This window comes from Allobosea sp. AK1 (assembly GCF_006714945.1).
Taxonomy (GTDB): domain Bacteria; phylum Pseudomonadota; class Alphaproteobacteria; order Rhizobiales; family Beijerinckiaceae; genus Allobosea; species Allobosea robiniae.
This window is the reverse complement of record NZ_VFMG01000001.1, coordinates 2,076,009-2,096,515: the sequence shown is the minus strand read 5'-3', so window position 1 is coordinate 2,096,515 and position 20,507 is coordinate 2,076,009. Positions and strand designations below refer to the sequence as shown.

The 20,507-nt window shown below is 67.4% G+C and carries 20 protein-coding genes; 12 read left to right on the top strand and 8 right to left on the bottom strand.

Annotated elements, in window-relative coordinates; genetic code table 11:
- Nucleotides 1-62: 62 nt before the first annotated feature.
- Entirely contained in the window at nt 63-746 is a 684-nt protein-coding gene (locus FHT98_RS10460; protein WP_061966706.1) for a GntR family transcriptional regulator, read from the bottom strand.
- Between the two features lie 320 nt (nt 747-1,066).
- On the opposite strand from FHT98_RS10460, the gene FHT98_RS10455 reads away from it, so the two are divergent.
- Genes FHT98_RS10455 through FHT98_RS10405 form a run of 11 tightly spaced genes read left to right on the top strand, consistent with a single transcriptional unit; the run spans nt 1,067 to nt 12,389 of the window.
- Nucleotides 1,067-2,599 carry an ABC transporter substrate-binding protein gene (locus FHT98_RS10455; protein ID WP_142113983.1) on the top strand — a complete coding sequence of 511 codons (1,533 nt, stop codon included), beginning with the start codon at nt 1,067-1,069 and terminating at the stop codon, nt 2,597-2,599.
- Nucleotides 2,596-3,552 carry an ABC transporter permease gene (locus tag FHT98_RS10450; RefSeq protein ID WP_113587531.1) on the top strand — a complete coding sequence of 319 codons (957 nt, stop codon included), beginning with the start codon at nt 2,596-2,598 and terminating at the stop codon, nt 3,550-3,552. The genes FHT98_RS10455 and FHT98_RS10450 overlap by 4 nt, the downstream gene beginning before the upstream one ends.
- Nucleotides 3,549-4,367 carry an ABC transporter permease gene (locus FHT98_RS10445; RefSeq protein ID WP_061966703.1) on the top strand — a complete coding sequence of 273 codons (819 nt, stop codon included), beginning with the start codon at nt 3,549-3,551 and terminating at the stop codon, nt 4,365-4,367. The genes FHT98_RS10450 and FHT98_RS10445 overlap by 4 nt, the downstream gene beginning before the upstream one ends.
- A 33-nt stretch (nt 4,368-4,400) precedes the next feature.
- A complete protein-coding gene (locus tag FHT98_RS10440) occupies nt 4,401-5,225 on the top strand; it encodes a creatininase family protein (RefSeq protein WP_061966702.1) in 825 nt (274 codons plus the stop codon).
- A gap of 54 nt (nt 5,226-5,279) precedes the next feature.
- Nucleotides 5,280-6,335 carry an extracellular solute-binding protein gene (locus FHT98_RS10435; RefSeq protein WP_142113982.1) on the top strand — a complete coding sequence of 352 codons (1,056 nt, stop codon included), beginning with the start codon at nt 5,280-5,282 and terminating at the stop codon, nt 6,333-6,335.
- A gap of 10 nt (nt 6,336-6,345) precedes the next feature.
- Nucleotides 6,346-7,395 carry an ABC transporter ATP-binding protein gene (locus tag FHT98_RS10430; protein ID WP_142113981.1) on the top strand — a complete coding sequence of 350 codons (1,050 nt, stop codon included), beginning with the start codon at nt 6,346-6,348 and terminating at the stop codon, nt 7,393-7,395.
- On the top strand, nt 7,392-8,234 hold the full coding sequence (locus tag FHT98_RS10425; protein ID WP_142113980.1) for an ABC transporter permease: 843 nt from the start codon (nt 7,392-7,394) through the stop codon (nt 8,232-8,234). The genes FHT98_RS10430 and FHT98_RS10425 overlap by 4 nt, the downstream gene beginning before the upstream one ends.
- Nucleotides 8,231-9,019 carry an ABC transporter permease gene (locus tag FHT98_RS10420; protein ID WP_142113979.1) on the top strand — a complete coding sequence of 263 codons (789 nt, stop codon included), beginning with the start codon at nt 8,231-8,233 and terminating at the stop codon, nt 9,017-9,019. The genes FHT98_RS10425 and FHT98_RS10420 overlap by 4 nt, the downstream gene beginning before the upstream one ends.
- A 9-nt stretch (nt 9,020-9,028) precedes the next feature.
- Nucleotides 9,029-9,709 (top strand): RraA family protein, encoded by a 681-nt coding sequence (locus tag FHT98_RS10415; RefSeq protein ID WP_142113978.1) that lies wholly within the window; start codon nt 9,029-9,031, stop codon nt 9,707-9,709.
- A gap of 11 nt (nt 9,710-9,720) precedes the next feature.
- A complete protein-coding gene (locus FHT98_RS10410; protein ID WP_142113977.1) occupies nt 9,721-11,397 on the top strand; it encodes a cephalosporin acylase I in 1,677 nt (558 codons plus the stop codon).
- A 26-nt stretch (nt 11,398-11,423) separates the two neighbouring features.
- Nucleotides 11,424-12,389 carry a 2-hydroxyacid dehydrogenase gene (locus FHT98_RS10405; protein ID WP_142113976.1) on the top strand — a complete coding sequence of 322 codons (966 nt, stop codon included), beginning with the start codon at nt 11,424-11,426 and terminating at the stop codon, nt 12,387-12,389.
- Nucleotides 12,390-12,410: 21 nt separating this feature from the next.
- Here FHT98_RS10405 and FHT98_RS10400 read toward each other — a convergent pair whose 3' ends face one another.
- From FHT98_RS10400 to pobA, 6 genes are all read right to left on the bottom strand, one after another.
- Nucleotides 12,411-13,127 carry an ABC transporter ATP-binding protein gene (locus FHT98_RS10400; RefSeq protein ID WP_142113975.1) on the bottom strand — a complete coding sequence of 239 codons (717 nt, stop codon included), beginning with the start codon at nt 13,125-13,127 and terminating at the stop codon, nt 12,411-12,413.
- Entirely contained in the window at nt 13,114-13,872 is a 759-nt protein-coding gene (locus FHT98_RS10395) for an ABC transporter ATP-binding protein (protein WP_142113974.1), read from the bottom strand. The genes FHT98_RS10400 and FHT98_RS10395 overlap by 14 nt, the downstream gene beginning before the upstream one ends.
- A complete protein-coding gene (locus FHT98_RS10390) occupies nt 13,869-14,876 on the bottom strand; it encodes a branched-chain amino acid ABC transporter permease (RefSeq protein WP_142113973.1) in 1,008 nt (335 codons plus the stop codon). Before FHT98_RS10390 ends, FHT98_RS10395 begins: the two co-directional genes overlap by 4 nt.
- 1 nt (nt 14,877) lies before the next feature.
- The gene (locus FHT98_RS10385) at nt 14,878-15,741 is read right to left on the bottom strand and encodes a branched-chain amino acid ABC transporter permease (RefSeq protein WP_091862903.1); all 864 of its coding nucleotides are present in this window, start codon (nt 15,739-15,741) and stop codon (nt 14,878-14,880) included.
- Between the two features lie 72 nt (nt 15,742-15,813).
- On the bottom strand, nt 15,814-17,007 hold the full coding sequence (locus FHT98_RS10380) for an ABC transporter substrate-binding protein (protein ID WP_142113972.1): 1,194 nt from the start codon (nt 17,005-17,007) through the stop codon (nt 15,814-15,816).
- Nucleotides 17,008-17,129: 122 nt separating this feature from the next.
- Nucleotides 17,130-18,302, bottom strand: coding sequence for a 4-hydroxybenzoate 3-monooxygenase (pobA, locus tag FHT98_RS10375; protein ID WP_142113971.1), 1,173 nt, complete (start codon nt 18,300-18,302; stop codon nt 17,130-17,132).
- Nucleotides 18,303-18,433: 131 nt separating this feature from the next.
- On the opposite strand from pobA, the gene FHT98_RS10370 reads away from it, so the two are divergent.
- Nucleotides 18,434-19,309, top strand: coding sequence for a helix-turn-helix domain-containing protein (locus FHT98_RS10370; RefSeq protein ID WP_142113970.1), 876 nt, complete (start codon nt 18,434-18,436; stop codon nt 19,307-19,309).
- A 6-nt stretch (nt 19,310-19,315) separates the two neighbouring features.
- On the opposite strand, the gene pcaDC is transcribed toward FHT98_RS10370, so the two are convergent.
- Nucleotides 19,316-20,497 (bottom strand): bifunctional 3-oxoadipate enol-lactonase/4-carboxymuconolactone decarboxylase PcaDC, encoded by a 1,182-nt coding sequence (pcaDC, locus tag FHT98_RS26725; RefSeq protein ID WP_142113969.1) that lies wholly within the window; start codon nt 20,495-20,497, stop codon nt 19,316-19,318.
- Between the last annotated feature and the right edge of the window lie 10 nt (nt 20,498-20,507).

Genomic DNA, 20,507 nt, shown 5'->3' with positions numbered 1-20,507 from the left:
GGCCCCATGGCCGGGCGGGGACCGCTGCGGCGCGATCCGGGCCTGCCGACCTGGTTGGCGCGTCAGGCTTCGGCTGCCTGCTCCGGCAGCCGCGAGATCACGCCGACGATCGGGCGCAGGTGCTGCTCGAGGATCGCCAGCGCCTTCTCCTCATCCCATTCGGAGAGGGCGGCGATCAGGGCGTGATGTTCCCTGCTGATCCGCGCGACGCGGGTCGGGTCGGTGCTGATCGCCGTCATCGCGACGCGCTGCTGGCGGGCGCCCAGCGACTGGTAGAGGTCCGACAAGACGACATTGCCGACCGCGGCGATCATGACGAAGTGAAACTCGCGGTTCAGCTCGACCCGATTGAAATAGTCGCCCTGCGGCAGGTGCTCCAGCTCTGCGAGGATCGCATGCATGTCGGCCGGAAGCGGCAATTCCTCTCGGCAGATGCGGCGGATCGCATGGCTTTCGATCATGCGCCGGGCCTCGTAGAGGTCGAGCAGCTCCTGCGCCGTGACCTGCCGGACGAGGGCGCCGCGGCGCGGCAGCAAATCGATGAAACGTTCCGCCTCCAGGCGATGGAAAGCCTCCCGGACGGGCGTTCGTGACACCCCGAGCGCCGAGGAGATTTCCTCCTCCTCGATGAAGCAGCCGCCGAGGAAGCGGCCGCGCAGGATCTGCTCGCGCACATAGAGATAGACCCGTTCCCGGGTTGGCTTGCCCCGCAAGGCAGCCATCTCGTCCTGTTCGATCATGGCCATCGACAACGCGCCCCCTTCGGTCTTTTCTAGGGCTGTCGAGAGTAGACAGCAAAAAATCCGCCACGTATACATGGCGCATCAAGAGCGCGGCTCGCCTATTCGTCTATAGCGAAGCCGTGCCGGGGAACCGCATGACCGTGCACGCCACCTTCGCGACAGGAAGCTGCAGACCGGGCCGATCGGCCCGGCGCAGGCGGCTTTGTCGGATCGCTGGCGCGGTTATTGCTCGCATCAGCCCGGCTCCGCCCTTCCCGCCATCGACGGGAACCGACAGGGCTTAAGCCCGCGGACAGCCGGACCCAGCAGCAGAGGATCAGCCCATGACCATCTCTCGCCGTTCCGTCCTTGGTGCCGGCCTTGCCGGCCCGCTGCTGGCCTCGCCTTTCCTGATCCGCCCCGCGAGCGCACAGCGCGCTGCCGGCATCATCCGCTACGGCCTGTCGGCCTTTCCGCCGAACCTCCAGCCATGGGTCTCGACGGGGGCGTCGGCCGGCACCGTCAAGATGCTGATCAACCGCAGCCTCGTCTCCTACGATTCCAAGGGTGAGCTGCGCGGCGAACTCGCTGAATCCTGGTCGCGCGATCCCGAGGGCGCCTGGGTCTTCAAGCTGCGCAAGGGCTGCGTCTTCCACAATGGCGAGCCGGTCACCGCCGATGACGTGAAATGGTCGATCGAGCAGATCGCCGGCGAAAAATCGACCGCTTATATGCGCACGCAATTCCAGCTGATCGAGAAGGTCGAGATTCCCGATCCGCAGACGGTCCGCCTCATCACCAAGGGGCCGCAGGCGACGCTGCCGAGCTGGTTCGCCAACTACAACACCTTCGTCATCTGGCGGAAATCGAGCCCGAACGAGCCGATCGGCGCAGGTCCCTTCCGCCTCGTCGGGCAGGAGCGCGGCACCTCGGTGGAGCTTGCGGCCTTCGACAAGTTCTACAAGCCGGGCATCCCGAAGGCGAAGGGCATCAAGTTCATCGTCTATGCCGACGAGAACCTGCGCAACGCCGCGCTGATCTCGGGCGATGTCGACATGATCGAATACGTGCCCTGGCAGTCGATGGCGACGGTCGAAGCCGATCCGCGCCTCAAGCTCGACAACCAGGAGGGGCCGTTCATGGACGTGCTCTTCAACGGCACGAAACCACCTTTCAATGATCCGCGGGTGCGCCGGGCCGTCGCGCATGCGGTGAAGCGCGAGGACATCGTCAAGGTCGCCTTCTTCGGGCGCGGCAAGCCGCTCGAAGGCGTGCCGATCGTCGAGGGCACGCCCTGGTACGACAAGGAGCTGGCGCATGGCTGGAACTACGATCCGGCCCGGGCCAAGGCGCTGCTGGCGGAAGCCGGCCATGCCAACGGCTTCCAGACGACGCTGCTCGCCACCGCCCAGTTCGGCATGCACAAGGACACCGCCGAGATCGTCCAGCAATATCTCGCGGCGATCGGCATCCAGGCGGAGCTGCAATTGCCGGACTGGTCGACGCGGGTGAGCCGCGGCTCGCGCGGCCAGTACGACATGGCGATCCACGGGGTGTCCTCGGACAACAACGATCCGGACGGATTGACCGTGGTGCTCGACACCTCGCTCTCGCCGACGCATGGCCGCTCCTTCAAAGTCGATGCGCCGCGCACCATCGCCGCACTCGCCAAGGGCCGGGCCGAGTTCGACCAGGATAAGCGCGTCGAGATCTACAAGGAGATGCAGCGCGCCGCGCTCGAGGAGGTGCCGCTCGTCGGCCTCGCCTGGCGCCAGCAGGGCTATGGCATGGACAAGGGCATCCAAGGCTTCACCAACCTGCCCGGTGCGCTCTCGACATCCTCCGGCAACCAGCTCGAGGAGACCTATTTCGGATGAGCGCGGCCTGGCTCGGACGGCGGCTGGCTCTGACCCTGGCGATGGCCTGGGTCGTGGCGACGATCGTGTTCCTGGCGCTGCATATGGTGCCCGGAGACCCGGCCGAGCTGCTCCTGTCGACATCGGGCGCCATGCCTGATCCGGCGACCGTGCAGGAACTGCGCGAGAAGCTCGGGCTCGATCAGCCGCTCCTGGTCCAGTACGGCCATTTCCTGGCGGGGCTGGCGCGCGGCGATCTCGGCACGTCACTGATCGACGATTATCCCGTGATCCAGGAGATCGGGCTCCGGCTGCCGCGCACGCTGGAGCTGATCCTGACGGGAACCCTGATCGCGCTCGTGATCGGCGTGCCATCGGGCGTCTATGCCGCGGTTCATCGGGGGGGCGCCTTCGACCGCGTCGCCTCCTGGATCACCGCGCTGTTGCTGGCGGTGCCGGTCTTCGTCGTCGGCACCCTGCTGGTGCTGCTGCTGGCACAGACGCTACGATTGATGCCAGCGGGCGGCTTCGTTCCGCTCACGCAGGACCCGGCCCAGCACTTCAAGCTCCTGACGCTGCCGGCGGTGGCGATCGCCAAGGGGCTGGCGGCCGTGCTGTTCCGGATGACGCGCGCCGCGACACTCGACGCGCTCGCCCATGATTATGTCAGGACCGCGCAGGCCAAGGGGCTTTCGCCGCGACGGGTCCTCGTCGTGCATGTGCTGCGCAATGCGCTGAACCCGGTCGTCACCGTGCTGGGTCTCCAGATGGGAACCTTGCTCGGCGGGACCGTTCTGGTCGAATACGTCTTCAACTGGCCGGGCCTGTCGACGCCGCTGCTGCGCGCCGTCGAGGGGCGCGACTACCCGATGGTGGTCGGCATCATCCTGACGATCTCGGTGCTGTTCCTGCTGATCAATCTCCTCGTCGAATTGCTGCACGCGGCGATCGACCCACGGGTGCAGCACGCATGAGGCGGCGCAGGTTCACACGGCTTCTGGTGCCCGGCGGCGTGGTCGCCGTGATCCTGCTGATGGCTCTGACGGCACCGCTTCTGCCGCTGCCCGATCCCGTCAAGCAGGACGTGGCGCAGCGCCTGGCCGGGCCGATGGCGGGGTCCTGGCTCGGGCGCGACGAATTCGGCCGCGACGTGCTCTCGCGACTGGTCTGGGGCGCCCGCACCAGCTTGTCCGTCGCCTTCGTCTCGGCGCTGTTTGCCGGGCTCGTTGGCATCACGCTCGGGCTGATCGGCGGCTGGGCGCGGAGCTGGGGCGCTTTTCTCACGGTGCGCAGCGTCGAGATCATCATGTGCTTCCCGCCGGTGCTGCTGGCGCTGCTGGTGGTGACGCTGCTCGGCCCCGGCGCCGGAACGCTGATCCTCGTGCTCTCGGTGCTCTATTTGCCCGGTTTTGCGCGGGTGACCTATGCCGAGGTGATCGCGGTGAAGGGACGCGACTATGTCGAGGCGACGCGAGCGCTCGGCGCCACGCAGTCGCATCTGCTGTTCCGCACCGTGCTGCCCAATATCGCCGGGCCGCTGCTCGTGCAGTTCTCGCTCGCGGTCGCTGCCGCGGTGGTGATCGAGAGCGGCCTGTCCTTCCTGGGCTTGGGCGTTGTGCCACCGGCACCGTCCTGGGGGCTGATGATCCGCGGGGCGCGCTCGACCATGGAGCAGGCGCCGCTGCTGCTGCTCTGGCCCTGTGCCGTGCTGACCCTGACGATCCTCGCCATGAACCTGCTCTGCGACGCGCTGCGCGACATCCTCGACCCGCGCACCAGCGAGCGCTGACGAACCAAGTATTTCCCAAGGAAGGACCACGCCATGGCTACCAAGACAGACCCTCTCGTCCATATGGGCACCATCACGGGCGGGGAGGCGCGCGAGCTGCTCCAGTCCAACCCGGTGATCCTGCTGCCGATGGGCAGCCACGAGGACCAGGGTCCGCATGCGCCGATGGGCGACTACCTGCTGGCCGAAAAGATCGCCGAGCTTGCCGCGCTGCAGGCGAGCAAGGCCGGCACGCGCACGCTTGTCGCGCCGGTGCTGCCCTATGGCGGGGCGGACTGGTTCGGCCCGATGATCGGCGGCATCGCCATCTCGCAGAGCACGCTGACGGCCGTGATCGCCGAGATGGTCGACTCGCTGCATCGCAACGGCCTGACCCGGATCATCGTGATCAATGGCCATGGCGGCAATGTCGGTCCGATTTCCGAGGTCGCGCGCGAGCTCTATCAGCGCGAGCGCATCGTGCTGCCGAGCCTCTATCTCTGGCGCATCGCCTACGGCATGCTGCCGGGCATCGTCGGCGCCGAGACGTCGGCGAAGGTCTCCGGCCATGGCGCCGACCCGCTGACCAGCCTCGGCCTGCACCTCTTCCCCGAGTTGATCCGCAAGGACCTCATCCCGGCCGGCAAGCCGATGAAGCGCGATCCCATCCTCGACCTGCCCTTCACGGGCCTGGGCACCGCGAGCTTCGACGGCGCCGAAGTGGGGGTGCCGCACGAATACGACGAGGTCTATCATGACGGCGTCGGCAAGGGCGATCCGACGCTCTGCTCGGCCGAGACGGGGGCGAAGCTGGCGGAGAAGCTGAGCGATGTCGTCGCGCGCTTCGTGGCTCATTTCGCCGCCAAGATTCCGGCCTGAGCTGACAGCTCGCTAACCAGCCGCCCGAGGCGGCGTCACAGCAGGAGTTATCCCATGCTCACCCGCCGCCTCGTCATCCAGTCCGGCCTCGCCACGATCGCGATGCCGGCCGTTCTCCGGGCGCAGACGCTCTCGGGGCAGATCACGCTGATGTCCTATGCGGGCATCTTCCAGGACAACTACACCAAGGCGGTGATCGAGCCGTTCCAGCAGGCGCATCCGGGCGTGAAGGTGAACTTCGTGCCCGGCGGCTCCTCGGCCCAGATGGTCGGCAGCGTGCGAGCGCAGAAGGCCGATCCGCAGACCGACGTGGTGATCATGGACGTCACCACCTCCAGCATCGGCAATCTCGAGGGGTTGTTCGAGAAGCTCAATCCCTCCGAATTCCCGGTGCTGAACGAGCTCCTGCCGGAGGCGCGCGCGGCCGGCGGCGAATTCGGCCCGGCGGTGACCTTCGACCATCTCGTGATCGTCCAGGATGCGGCGCTCTCCCCCCAGATCGCCAAGCTGGCCGATCTCTGGCGCCCGGATCTCAAGGGCCATATCGCGCTCGCCGCGCCGCCGAACATCCAGGGCCTGGCGCTGACGGCAATGACCGAGAAGATGGAGGGCGGCGACTACCGCAAGTCGATCGACGCCGCGATGAAGAAGCTGAAGGAGCTCGCGCCGGGCGTGAAGACCTTCGACCCCAACCCGGACGGTTATTCGCTGATCCTGAACGGCGTGGCGAAGGTCGCGACCGGCTGGAATGCGCGGGCCCAGCTCTATTCCGACCAGACCGGCGGCAAGATCAATGCGCTGCTGCCGCCCGAGGGCTCGGTCTTCCAGGTCAACACCATCAACCTGACGGCCGGCTCGAAGAACCGCGCTGCAGCGGCGGCTTTCGTCGCGCATGCGCTGTCGCAGGGCCCGCAGAAGGCCTTCACCGAGCGGATGTTCTATGCGCCGACCAATGCCAAGGCCGATATCGATGCCAAGGCACTGGCGCGCACCGCAGCCTCGCCGGAGAACCGCGCCCGTATGATCCCGGTCGACTGGAACGAGGTCCTGAAGGTGCGCGACCAGTGGAACAACCGCTGGCGGCGCGAGGTCATCGCGGCGGCACGCTGAGCGGCAGGCGATGAGCTATCTCGAACTCGCCGGGTTGCAGAAGCGCTACGGCAACTCGGTCGCGGTCGACGACGTTTCGCTCTCGGTGGAGCAGGGCGAATCCGTCGCGCTGCTCGGCCCCTCAGGCTGCGGCAAGACCACGACCCTGCGCATGCTCGCCGGGTTGATCGAACCGAACCGCGGCACGATGACGCTCGACGGCAGCGAGATCACCAGGCTGCCGGCTCATAAGCGCAACATGGGCTATGTCTTCCAGTCCTATGCGCTGTTCCCGCATCTTTCGGTCGGCCGCAACATCGCTTTCGGCCTGGAGGAGCGTGGCGTCTCCCGCGCCGAGATCGACAAGCGCGTTCAGGAGGGACTGGCACTGGTTCGGCTCAGCGGCCTAGAGCAGCGCCGCCCGAAGGAACTCTCGGGCGGCCAGCAGCAGCGCGTCGCCCTGGCCCGTGCGCTGGTGATCCAGCCTTCCGTGCTGCTGCTCGACGAATCCCTGTCCAATCTCGACGCCAAGCTGCGCGACGCGATGCGCCACGAGATCCGCTCGATCCAGCGCACGCTCGGCATCACCACGCTCTTCGTCACGCATGATCAGGTCGAGGCGCTGACGATGTGCGACCGGATCGCGGTGATGCATCGCGGCCGCATCGCCCAGATCGGCAGCGCCGAGGATATCTACGACCGGCCGGCGACGCGCTTCGTGGCCGAGTTCGTCGGGCGCGCCAATGTGCTGCCGTTGGCGCGCGACGCGCAGGGCCGTGCGACCGTCTGGGGACAGGTCGTGCCTGTGGAGGCGGCTGTCGATGCCGATCTGTTCGTTCGGCCGCAGCGCATGCGCATCGTGCCGGTTTCCGAGCCGGCCAGCGGCGATGCGGCGCGACTGACAGGCCGCGTCCTGCGCAGCGTCTTCGTCGGCGACCATGTCGAGGTGCTGGTCGAGGGTGCAGGCGGGCAGCTTACGGTCGAGATGCCGTCGGGCTCGGCCGCGCCGACCGAGGGCACCGAGGTCGCGGTCGTCTGGCCGCGGACTGAGAGCCGTGTCTTCGCGCGCGAGGCGTCATGACCGCCTCGCGCCGCTTGCCGCTGCTGCTGATCCCGGCGACGCTGTTCCTGCTCGTCATCTATGTCTGGCCGTCTCTGGGGCTGTTCCGCAACGCCTTCAACGAGGTCGGGCCGACCGGCGCGATGGTCGAGGCCTGGTCGCTGGAGACCTGGCGCGCGACCTTCCATGACAGCTTTACCTTCGAACTGACGCTGAATTCGCTCTGGCTCTCGTCGGTCTCGACGCTGATCGCGCTCTGCCTCGCCTATCCCGTCTCGCTCTTTCTGTTCCGTACCGATTCCCGTTTCCGTGGGCTGCTCGCCGTCGTCGCGATCATGCCGATGCTGGTCTCCGGTGTGGTGCGCGTCTTCGGCTGGCTCGCCATTCTCGGCGATCGCGGACTGGTCAATACGACGCTACAATCGCTCGGCCTGATCTCGACGCCCTTGAAGCTCGTCTTCAACTGGACCGGCGTCACCATCGGCCTCGCCGAGAGCATCATGCCCTATATGATCCTGGCGCTGCTCGCCGGCTTCGGCCGGCTCGACCGCACGCTGGAGGAAGCCGCGCGCTCGCTCGGCGCTTCGCCGTTCCGCACCTTCCGGCGCGTTACCTTGCCGCTCAGCCTGCCGGCGATCGCGCTCGCGGCGGGTTTGGGCTTCGTGCTGTCGATGTCGGCCTATATCACGCCCAAGCTTTTGGGCGGCGGGCGCGTCTTCGTGCTGGCGACCGAGATCTTCGAGCAGGCGACGACCAACACGAACTGGCCCGTTGCGGCCGTGTTGGCGATCTACACCCTCGTCCTGCTGCTCGCCCTGCTTGTGGTCTCCAATGTGGTGGCGCGGAGGCTGCAGCGATGACCGGGGCGGGGCGCGTTCTCTCCAGCTTCGCGGCGCTGGTCTATGTGCTGATCCTGGCGCCGATCGTCGTCGTGGTCATGCTGGCCTTCTCGGCGGATAATTTCATCCTGTTCCCGCCATCCGGCTATTCGCTACGCTGGTTCAACCAGCTCGCGAGCAACGGGCCGCTGCTGACGGCGCTCTGGCTCAGCGTGCGGATCGCGGCGGTGGTGACCTTGCTGTCGCTGGTGGTCGGCGTGCCTGCCGCGCTTGCCCTGGCGAAGGGGCAGTTCTCGGGCAAGGCGGCGCTGACGAGCTTCTTCCTGGCGCCGCTGCTGCTGCCGACATTGATCACCGGCCTCGCACTGCTGCTGTTCTTCTCGCCGCTGAAACTGACCGCGACGCTGCCCGGCCTCGTGCTCGGCCATATGACGGTGACTGTGCCCTTCGTGATCCGGATGATGACGACGGCGCTCGCCAACCTCCCTGATGATATCGAGGCGGCGGCCGCGACGCTTGGCGCCACGCCCTGGCGGGTGGTGCGACGGGTGACGCTGCCTCTGGCGACGCCGGGCCTGATCGCCTGCGCCTGCCTGTCTTTCCTGCTCTCCTTCGACGAGACGGTGATTTCGCTGTTCATCGCCGGTCCGCGCGCCTCGACCCTGCCGGTCGAGATGGTGCGCTATGTCGAGGGGCGAACCGACCCGCTCATCGCGGCCTTGTCCGTGGTGCTCATCGTCGCGACGCTCGCCGTCGTTCTCGTGGTCGAACGCCTGGTCGGCGTCGCCCGTGCCGTAGGGAAGTAGGAGATTTAAATGCCCGATTATCGCATCGAAGCCATGCCCGAGCAGCTCCCGGCGGCGCTGGTCGAGAAACTGCAGAAGGTCGAGACCGCGACCATCGGCCATTCCCAGCACTGGGGCTTCATGGATCGCCGCATCCAGCCGCTGCTGCGCGGCAAGCGCATCGCCGCGGCGGCGGTGACGCTGGCGATCCCCGGCCAGGATTCGACCCTGCTGCATCACACGCTCGGCCTGCTGCGCCCCGGCGACATCCTCGTGGTCGACCGGCTCGGCGACGACAAGCATGCCTGTTGGGGCGGCGGCGTCACCGTCGCGGCGAAGGCGGCCGGCGCGGTCGGCGGCATCGTCGACGGGCCCTGCACCGATCTGGCCGAGATCGAGGATTCCGATTTTCCGATGTGGTGCCGCGGCATGTCGCCGATCACGACCCGGCTCTACAATCTCGGCGGCACGCTCAACCTGCCGATCTCCTGCGGCAATGTCCCGGTCAAGGCCGGCGACGTGATCCTCGCCGATGAATCCGGCGTGCTGGTGCTCCCGCGCGCCGAGGCCGAGGCGATCGCCGACGCAGCGATTGCGCGGCAGGAGCGCGGCGAGCGCAGCCAGGGCCGGGTCAAGGCGGGCGAAAAGCTCGGCGACATCTCCGGCGCGACCAAGATGGTGCTCGACGCCATCGCGGCGGCGAAGGGCTGAAGAGGCCGATCATGAACGCTCCCGTCCCGGTCCCGCGCGTCGCTGACTTCACCTGCGAGAAGAAGCCGGCGAGCGGCTCGCGCGGCATGGTCGTCACCAACCATCCGCTCGCTTCGGCAGCCGGCGCGCAGATCCTGCTCGCCGGCGGCAACGCCATCGACGCGGCCGTCGCCTCGCTATTCGCGCTGACGGTCGCGGAGCCGATGATGGTCGGCATTCTCGGCGGGGGCCTGAGCCATATCCGGCTCGCCGACGGGCGCCATGTCGTGATCGACAATCTCTCGACCGCGCCGGGCAAGGCGACGGCCGACATGTACGAATGCCTGTCCGACGAGATCGGCAAGCAGCGCGACACGCGCGACCGCGAGAACGTGGTCGGCGCCAAGGCGGTCGCGGTTCCCGGTGCGCTCAAGGGCTGGTGCGAGGCGCTCGCCCGCTTCGGCACGCTGACGCTCGCCGATGTTCTCCAGCCGGCGATCGGGCTGGCGGAGCGCGGCTTCGTGGTGACGCCCTATCTCTCGAACTGCATCACCGACAATGCGGCCGATCTCGCTCGTGATCCCGGCCTTGCGGCGATGTTGTTGCCGGACGGAAAGCCGCTCCAGCCGGGCATGCGGCTTGTCCAATCCGACTATGCCGCGAGCCTGAAGCTGATCGCGGCGGAGGGGCCTGAGGCGCTCTATGGTGGGAAGCTCGGGCGGGCGCTGACCGATTACATGGCGAAAAATGGCGGGCTGATCGACCAGGCCGATCTCGCGAATTACCGGATCGAGACCCGCGAGCCGATCCGGGGCTCCTATCGCGGCTACGAGATCATCGGCCCGCCGCCGCCCTCGTCCTCGGGCGTGCACATCACGCAGATGCTCAACATCCTCGAAGGCTACGATATCGGCTCGCTCGGCTTCGGCTCGACGGATGCTGTGCATCTGCTGGCCGAGGCCCTGAAGATCGCCTTCGCCGACCGCGCCGTGGCGACCGCCGACCCCGCCTTCGTCAAGGTCCCGGTCAACAGGCTGATCGACAAGGCCTATGCCGACGAGCGCCGTGCGCTCATCGAGATGGAGCAGGCGAAGAGCTGGACGGCCGGGCTTTCCGGCGGCGAATCCGCCGATACCACCCATGTCACCGTCGCGGATGCCATGGGCAATGTCGTCAGCGCGACGCAGACGATCAACGGGCTGTTCGGCGCCTGCGTGCAGATCCCCGGCACCGGCATGATCGCCAACAACTACATGTACAACTTCGATCCGCATCCCGGCCGCGCGCTCTCGATCGCGCCGGGCAAGCGGGTCTTCACCTCGATGGCGCCGATGATGGCCGTGAAGGACGGCCGGCTCGCCTTTGCGCTGGGCCTGCCCGGCGCATTGCGCATCTTCCCCTCGGCGCTGCAGGCGATCGTCAACCTGATCGACCACCGCATGAGCCTGCAGGAGGCGGTCGAGGCGCCGCGCGTCTGGACCGAGGGCGGCGTGCTCGAACTTGAGGAAGCCATCCCCGAGGCCGTGGCGCAGGCATTGATCGCGCGCGGCCACAAGGTGGTGCGCTCGCCGCGCGTCGCCGGCGGCATGAACGCCATCGCCTTCAACCCGGACGGCACCTTGACCGGCGCCGCCTGCTGGCGCGCCGACGGCACGCCCGTCGCCATCTCCGGCGGGCTCGCCCGCGCCGGTGCCCGTTTCACCATCTGACCTGATCTTTTCGACTGGACCATCCCATGCCCGAGACCATCTGCCTCCTCGACATGACCACGCCCGAGCGGGCCGACCGCCTGCGCGAATTCCTGCCCGATGGCTTCGTGCTGACCCATGGCACGGCCCGCGGCGACGAGCACATGAAGGAGATCATCGCCGAGGCCGATTATGCGATCTCCGGCCAGGTCGGGGTCTCCGGCGATGTGCTGCGGGCCGCGAAGAAGCTGAAGCTCCTGCATAAATGGGGCGTCGGCTACGACAATATCGATATCGAGACGGCCAAGGAGCTCGGCATCAAGGTCGCCCGCACCACCGGGTCCAATGCGGTCGCCGTCTCCGAATTCGCGCTCGGCCTGACGATCTCGACGCTCCGCCTGATCGCCTATGGCAATGCCGAGCTGAAGAAGGGCAACTGGCGCACCGGCCAATTGCCGTCCGACACCTATACGCTCTCGGGCAAGACGGTCGGCGTCGTCGGTTTTGGCGCGATCGGCAAGAATTTCGCCAAGCTTCTGAAGGGCTTCGGCTGCACCATCCTCTACAGCAAGCGCACCCCGCTCGATGCCGCCGAGGAAGCGGCGCTCGGGGTGAAGCATGCCTCGATCGACGACATCCTGACCCAGGCCGACGTCGTCTCGCTGCATTGCCCGCTGACACCGGAAACCAAGGACCTGATCGACCTCGCGGCGCTCAGGAAGATGAAGAAGACCGCGGTGCTGATCAATTGCGCGCGTGGCGGCGTCGTCAACGAGACCGATCTTGTCACGGCGCTTCGCGCGAAGGAGATCGCGGGGGCGGCGATGGATGTCTACGAGATCGAGCCGCTGCCGGCGGATAGCCAGTTGCTCACGCTGGACAACCTTGTGACGACCCCGCATCTCGCCGCCATGGCGTCCGACAATTTCGCGCCGGTGGTGAAGCGGATGTTCGCGAACATGCAGCATGTCTCGCGCGGCGAGCCGGTGCCGCCGCTCGATCTGGTGGTGTGAGGTCGTTCCGGCGTCGGCGGCTCAGTGCAGCCCGCCGACGCCGATATAGCGTTCGAGCACGTCGGCATCCGCCCGCAACGCGTCTGGCTTGCCTGACCAGACGATCCGGCCGCGTTCGAGGATGATGACGTCATCGGCGAAGGCGAGGGCGCTTTCCAATCGCTGCTCGACGAAGAGGATGGTCATCGCGCCGCTGGCGGCGAGGCGGCCGAAAGCCTCCATCAGCATGTCGCAGATGACCGGTGCCAGACCTTCCAACGGCTCGTCGAGCAGCAGAACGGAGGGCTGGCCGAGGATGGTTCGCGCCGTCGCCAGCATCTGCTGCTCGCCGCCGGAGAGCTGTGACCCGAGATTGCGGCGACGCTCGCCGAGGCGCGGGAAGAGCGCATAGGCTTCTTCGATCGCGCTGCGCGGGCGGCCCTTCAATCCGGCGAAGAGGTTTTCCTCGACCGTCAGGCCCTTGAAGATCTCGCGGGTCTGCGGGACGAGACCGATGCCGCCATGGGCGCGCGCCGCGGTGCCGAGCGCGGTGACGTCCTGCCCATCGAGGCTGATGCTGCCGGCATAGCGGCGGGTCAGCCCCATCAGGCTCGCCATCAGCGTGGTCTTGCCCATGCCGTTGCGGCCGAGAATGGAGAGGCGCCCGCCCGCCGGCACCGCAAAGGAGACATCCTCCAGCACATGGGTCTGGCCGTAGCCGGCGCTCAGGTTCCGGACGTCTAGATCAGCCGCCGGCATGGGCATAGCTCCCGAGATAGGCTTCGCGGACCTTGGGGTCCCTGGCGACCTCGGCCGGCAGGCCCTGGAAGATGAGCTCGCCCGCGGCCAGCACGACGACACGCTTCGCAAAACGGAAGACGAGGTCCATGTCGTGTTCGATCATCAGCACGGCGAGCGATTCCGGCAGGCGGGCCAAGGCTTCCTCGATGCGCGGGGTATCGCTTGAGGGGACGCCGGCGGCGGGCTCGTCGAGCAGGAGCACCTTGGGGCGCTGCGCCAGGGCGATGGCGATCTCCAGCAGGCGCTGCTGGCCATAGGCGATGGCTCCGACCTTGCGGCGGGCGACCTCGGTCAGGCCCAGCGTGGCGAGGATCTCGGCGGCTTCGTCCTGAGCTTCGGAATCGCCGTGGAAGCGGGCGAGGATGCGCGTCGCGCGGCCGAGCCGCTGCAGGATCGTCATGACGACATGCTCTTCCGGCGTCATGTCCAAGAAGAGGCGCGTGACCTGGAAGGTGCGGACGAGGCCGCGCCTGACACGCTTCACAGCACCAAGCCCCGTGATGTCCTCACCGGCGAGGGTGACGCTGCCTGCGCTCGGCGGGATGCGGCCGGTGACGAGATTGACGAAGGTGGTCTTGCCGGCGCCGTTCGGGCCGATCAAGGCGAGGCGCTCGCCCTCGTTCATCGCCAGCGAGATGTCGCTGTTGACCTTCAGCCCGCCGAACGCCTTGGAGAGATGCGAGACTTCGAAGACCGCGCTCATCGGCCGGCCCTCCAGCGGTCGCGCGTCAGCAGCCGGGCGAGCTCATCGAGCGTGCCGGAAAGCCCGCGCGGGGCGAAGAGCACGATGGCGATGAGCACGGCGCCGACCAGCGTCATCCAGTGGAACGGGTTGATCGCCGCGACGATATGTTCGAGCGCCATGAAGATCACCGTGCCGATCAGCGCGCCATAAAGGTGGCCGATGCCGCCGAGCACGAGCATGACGAGCGCATTGGCGGAAACCTCGAAGCTCACGCTGTCGAGGCCGACGACCTGCGTCGCGATAGCCGCGAGCGCGCCGCCCATGCCGGCGACCGCGCCGGAGATGACGAACATCTTGAGCAGCACCGGGAAGGCATAGATGCCGAGCGCGCTGATCCTGAGCGGGTCCTCCTTCAGGCCGCGGCAGACCATGCCGAAGGGCGAACGCGTGACGAAACGCAGCACGGCGAAGACGATGAGCAGCAGGCCGAGCCCGAAGAGATAGGCGCTGCGGCCCCAGAGGTCGAATTCGAAGATGCCGAAGAGCGGGGCCGGGCTCATGCCGGAGAGGCCGTCGCTGCCGCCGGTGATCGAGGAGGCCTTGTTCGCGGCCTCGTGCAGAAGCTGGACGATGGCGATCGAGAGCACGAGCTGCGGCAGGCCGTGGGCGCGCAGCATGATCGCGCCCATCAGGAGCCCCATGACCCCGCCCGCTGCCGCGCCGATCAGGATGAGCAGGACAGGGTCGGTGACGCCATGGACACAGGCGATGCCGGCTGCATAGGCGCCGGCGCCATAGAGCGCGCCCTGGCCGAGCGAGGCGATGCCGCAATAGCCGACGATCAGGTCGAGCGAGAGCACGAGCAGCGCGATCGAGATCACGCGGGTCAGGAAGGCGAGGTTGTCGGGAAAGAGCCAGTAGCCGGCGAGGCCGACGAGCGTGATCAGGGCGATGCCGAGGAGATCGCGGCCGAGCGTACGTCCTGCGGATGCGGCAGCGGGCATGGGCGTTGCGCTCGCCATGCTACTGCGCCCGTCCCATCAGGCCGCGTGGGAAGGCGCAGACCACCAGGATCACCGCGAGATAGAAGAAGAAATTGCCGAAATCCGGCACGAGGTAGCGCGCGGTGACATCGATGGCGCCGAGCAGCAGGCAGGCCGCCAGCGCGCCGGCAATCGAGCCCGCGCCGCCGACCGAGACGACGACGAGGAAGGTCACCATGTAGCGCAGCGCGTAATAGGGCTCGATCGGCAGGAACTCGGCGCCGACCACGCCGCCGAAGGCCGCAAGCCCGATGGCCAGCGCGAAGCTCGCTGCATAGATGATCTCGGTGCGGATGCCGAGCGTCCGTGCCATCGGCGCGTTCTCGACGGCGGCGCGCAGATGGATGCCGAAGCCGGTGCGCTCGATCAGGAACCACAGGCCCCCGGCGACGACGAGGCCGCTCGCGATGACGAAGAGCCGGTGGCCGGCGATGCTGCGGAAGCCGAGGTCGACCGAGCGGGCGAGCTCTGCCGGCAGGGGAATGGTCTTCAGCGTCGGGCCGAAGAAATAGTTGGTGATGCCGATCACGCAGAAGGTGATGCCGATCGTCATCAGCACCTGCGAGAGCTCGCTGCGATCATAGATGCGGCGATAGAGCAACCGCTCCAGCGGCACGGCGATGATGACCGTGCCGATCATGGCGAGCACGATCGCGAAGGCATAGCCGAGGCCGAGATCGCGCGCCGCATAGGACGCGATATAGCCACCGATCATGGCGAAGGCGCCATGGGCGAGGTTCACCACCCGCATCAGGCCCATGGTCAGCGACAGGCCGATGCAGATGATGAACAGCGCCATGCCATAGGCCAGCGCGTCCATGGCGATGCTCAGCGCGGTCTGCATGCTGCGGGCCTCGTCGAACGGGAGCGGGGGGCGGGAGCTCGCATGCTCCCGCCGCGTTTCAGGCTGAGGGTATTACTTCGCCAGGCCGGGGTCCTTCTGCTCCGGCACGCTGGCGATCTCCTTGTTGATCCAGCGGCCCTGCGCATCCTTCGCGACTTCGCGCAGATAGATCGTCTGGGTGATGTGGCGGGTCTCCGGATCGATCTTGACCGGGCCGCGCGGGCTTTCCCAGCCGAGCCCCTTCACCGCCTCGACCGCCTTCTCGGCATCCTGCTTGCCGGCTGTGGCCGCGATCATCTTGGAGATCACGAACATCCCGTCATAGGCGCCGACCGCGGGGAAGGAGAGCAGATCGGGCGCACCGATCGCCTTCTCGGCTGCGGCGACGAAGCGCTTGTTGATCTCCGATTCATGCGAGACCGCATAGTGGAACGAGGTGATCAGGCCGGCTGCCGCCTCGCCCAGGGCCGGCAGGTCCGATTCCTGGGTCAGGTCGCCCGGCGCGAAGAGCTTGACGCCCGCCTTCTTCAGGCCGGTGTCGCTGAAAGCCTTGACGAAGCCGAGCGTCGGCGGGCCCGACGGCAGGAAGGCGAAGACGCCCTCGGCCCCGGCATCGCGGATGCGCTGCATGATCGGGCTGAACTCGGTGGTGTTGAGGGGAATGCGGATCGCTTCCTTGACCTCGCCGCCAGCCGCCTCGATCGCCTTCTTGAAGGCGCCCTCAGCATCGACGCCCGGACCGTAATCGCTGACGATCGAGACGAATTTCTTGACGCCGCGCTCCACTGCCGCCTTGCCGAGCGGCGTCGTGGTCTGCCCCAGGGTGAAGGAGGTACGTACGACCAGCGGCGAGGAATTCATGATCGCCGAGGTCGCGGCGTTGAAGATCACCAGCGGGACATTGCCCTGCTTCAGCAGCGGGGTGATCGCCATCGCATCCGGCGTGAAATAGACGCCGCCGAGATACTGCACCTTGTCGCGGACGATCAGCTCCTGCGCCAGCGCGCGGGCCTGCTGCGGATTGGCGGTCGGCAGGTCGCGATAGACCAGCTCGATATCGTGGCCGGCAACGGTCTTGCCGTTCTGGGCCAGCCAGGCTTCGGCGCCGGCCTGGAAGTTCTTGCCCTGCAGGGCGAAGGGGCCGGAGAACGGCCCGATGATGCCGACCTTGATCGTATCGGCCCAGGCGGAAGCACCGAGCGCGAGCGCTCCGGCCAGTGCCAGCGCGCTCGCGGGCAGCAATCTGTTCAGGAAACCCTTGGTCATTTCATCTCCTCCCGATCCTGCCTGACTCGGCACTGCTTTAGCTCTTCGGGCCGGTCGCCGCCATGGCGCCAAGCCTCTTGTCGTCACCAACGCAATTTTCTGCCGCAAGGGCAAGACGGCCTTCAGTACGGCAGGCCGACATAGTTCTCGGCGACGGCCGTCGCTGCCGCGCGCGAATGCACGAGATAATCGAACTCGGCCTGCTGGATGCGCTGGTCGAAGCCGTCGCGCTCCGGGAAGCGATGCAGCAGGCCGGTCATCCACCAGGAGAAGCGCTCCGCCTTCCAGACGCGGGCGAGTGCGCGGGCCGAGTAGCCGTCGAGCCCGGCATCCGAGCCGTCGCGATAATGCTCGCGAAAGGCGTCGAAGAGATAGCGGATGTCGCTGGCGGCGAGATTGAGGCCCTTGGCGCCGGTCGGCGGCACGATATGGGCGGCGTCGCCCGCCAGGAAGAGCCGGCCGAAACGCATCGGCTCGGCGACGAAACTGCGCAACGGCGCGATGCTCTTCTCCAACGAGGGGCCGGTTATCACCGCTTCGGCGACCTCGGCCGGCAGGCGGCGGCGCAGTTCGTCGAAGAACGCGTCGTCGGACCAGTTGCTCGCCTTCTCTTCGAGCGGGACCTGGACATAGTAGCGGCTGCGCTCGGCCGAGCGCATCGAGCAAAGCGCGAAGCCGCGTTCGTGATTGGCGTAGACCAGCTCATGAGCAGCCGGAGGTCTGTCGACCAGCAGGCCGAGCCAGCCGAAGGGATAGACGCGCTCGAAGGTTTGCAGGGAGCGCGCCGGGACGGAGGCGCGGGAGACGCCGTGATAGCCGTCGCAGCCGGCGATGAAATCGCAGTGCAGCTCCTGCTGCTCCCCGTTCGCCTGGAAGGTCAGGCGCGGCGCGGCGCCGTCGAAATCATGGAGCGCGACGTTCTCGGCCTCGTAGACAGTGGGGCGGCCGAGCGCCTGACGAGCCTCGATCAGGTCGCGCGTCACTTCGGTCTGGCCGTAGACGGTGACCGTTCTGCCGCCGCTCAGGTCTTTCAGATCCAGCCTATGGAGCGTGCCGCCGAAGGCGAGCGAGAAGCCGTCATGGACCAGGCCCTCCTGATCCAGCCGTGCGCCGACGCCGGCCTCGTGCAGGAGATCGACCATGCCTTGTTCGAGCACGCCGGCGCGGATGCGCGAGAGCACATAGTCGGCGCTGCGCCGTTCGAGGATGACGTTGTCGATGCCGGCGCGCGACAGGAGCTGCCCGAGCAGCAGTCCCGCGGGCCCCGCGCCGATGATGGCGACCTGCGTCCGCATTGTTCTTTTTTCCTCCCGCGAAGCGATCGGCTTGCACCGTTCGATCCGCGTGAAGAGGCTAAGCCCTGACGGGCAGTTGACGGAATGGAGGAAACGCGCAGTGTCTTGGACAAATCGATCCTGAGGTCGGCATGCCCGCGACCATCGTCCCTGCTTATTGGCTCTATGGCGAGCGTCTGGCGGAACGCTTTCCTGACGCGCTCCATATCGAGCCGATCGTGGCGCGCAGCTCGCTCCATGGCTGGACGATCCAGCCGCATCTGCATCACGACCTCTTCCAGTTCTTCCTGGTCACGCAGGGCGGGGGGCGGACGCGCGTGGACGGGCGCGACCATCGGCTTGCGCCGGGCGCGGCCCTCCTGCTGCCACCCTCGACCATCCATGAATTCGCGTTTCTGGAAGATACGGACGGTTTCGTCGCCAGCGCGGCCGCGACCTCGCTGAGGCGGCTGTTCGAGAGCGAGCCGGAGGCGCGTTCGCTGCTCGGGGCGCCGGCCGTGCTGTCGGTGGCTGCGTCAGGCGCGCAGGCGACAATGCTCGAAGCCCTGATGCAGCTTGCCATGCGCGAGTTTGCCGCCAACCTGCCGGCGCGCGAGTTTTCGCTCGGGGCCTATGCCGATCTCATCGCTTCCTGGTTCGTGCGGGCGATGCGCGGCGCGAAGGCCAGTGGCGAGCCGGCCAAGGACCCGCGCGCCGGGCTCGTGCGCCGTTTCGTCGAGCGCGTCGAGAGGCGGTTCCAGCACCATGATTCACTCGACGATCACGCGCGCGAGCTCGGCGTCTCCGTGCCGCATCTGTCGCGTTCCTGCCGGGAGCTGCTCGGCCGTTCCGCCGCGCGGGTCATCCAGGACCGGTTGATGATCGAGGCGCGGCGCGACCTCGTCTATACCGCGATGTCGATCTCGCAGATCTCGTTCCGGCTCGGCTTCACCGATCCCGCCTATTTCTCGCGGTTCTTCGCCAAGCGGGCGGGCGTGTCGCCTTCGGATTACCGAGCGAAGGCCTGAGACGATTTACCCGGCCGCCTCGATCTCCTTCATTACCGCGGCGGCCTCGGCGAAGGCGGTGTTGCCGGCGGGGACGCCGGCATAGATCGCCGTCTGCATCAGCACCTCCTTGAGGTCGTCGCGGGTAAAGCCGCCGCGCGTCAGGCCGGCGCGGACATGGAGGCGGAATTCCTCCCAACGGCCGAGGCTTGCGGTGATCGCCAGGACGAGCAGGCGGCGCGTGCGGTCGTCGAGGCCGGGCCGGCTCCAGATCTCCTGCCAGGCGATGCGGGTGATCATCGCCTGGAAATCGGCATTGAACGGCGTGCGGTTAGCGAGCGATCGGTCGACCCAGTCGTCGCCGAGCACGCGGCGGCGGTTCTTGAGGCCGGCTTCGAACAGGGCTTCCGCCGCATCCGCGGTGCCAGGGCCGGGCGAGAGGAAGGCGCGCAGGGCGCCGGCGAGCGCGGCGGGGGCTTCGAGCGGCGCGAGATGTCCGCAATCGAGCCGCTCAAGCGTCGCGCCAGGGATGGCGGCGAGAAGGTTCACGCCATGGCCGGCGAAGGGTGTGGAAGCATCGCGCTCGCCGACGATCACGAGAGTCGGACAGGTGAGGCTGGGGATACGGCCGATCAGCTCCATGTCGCGAATCGCGGCGCCGGCTCCGGCATAGCCCTCGCCGTTCATGGCGACGAGGTTGCGCCGGACGCTCTCCGTGATGGCCGGCTGGCCGGCGGAGAAGGCGGGCGAGAGGAAGCGCTGCATGGCGAGATCGGCGATCGCCGCAGTGCCCCCGGTGCGGACCTTGGTGATCCGGTCCTGCCAGGCTGTCTTGTCCATGGTCGCGGAGGTGCAGATCAGCGCCAGCGCCGAGACGCGCTCGGGCCGGGACAGCGCCAGCTCCATCGCGATCATGCCGCCGAGCGAGACGCCGGCGATCGCGGCCTGCGGAATGCCGGCTCTGTCCATGACCGCGGCGACATCGTCGGCCAGAAGGGCGAGGGAATAGTCGCCCCCCGGGGCATCGGAGGCGCCATGGCCTCGCGTGTCGAGCCGCAACACCCGGAATGTGGTCAGCAGGGCGGGCATCGCGGCATCCCACAAACCGAGATCGGTGCCGATCGAGTTGAGCAGGACGAGGGCGGGCTTGTCGTCCGTGCCCTCGAGCTTCCAGTAGATGCGGGCGTCATTGCTCGCTGCGAAAGGCATCGTCCGTTCC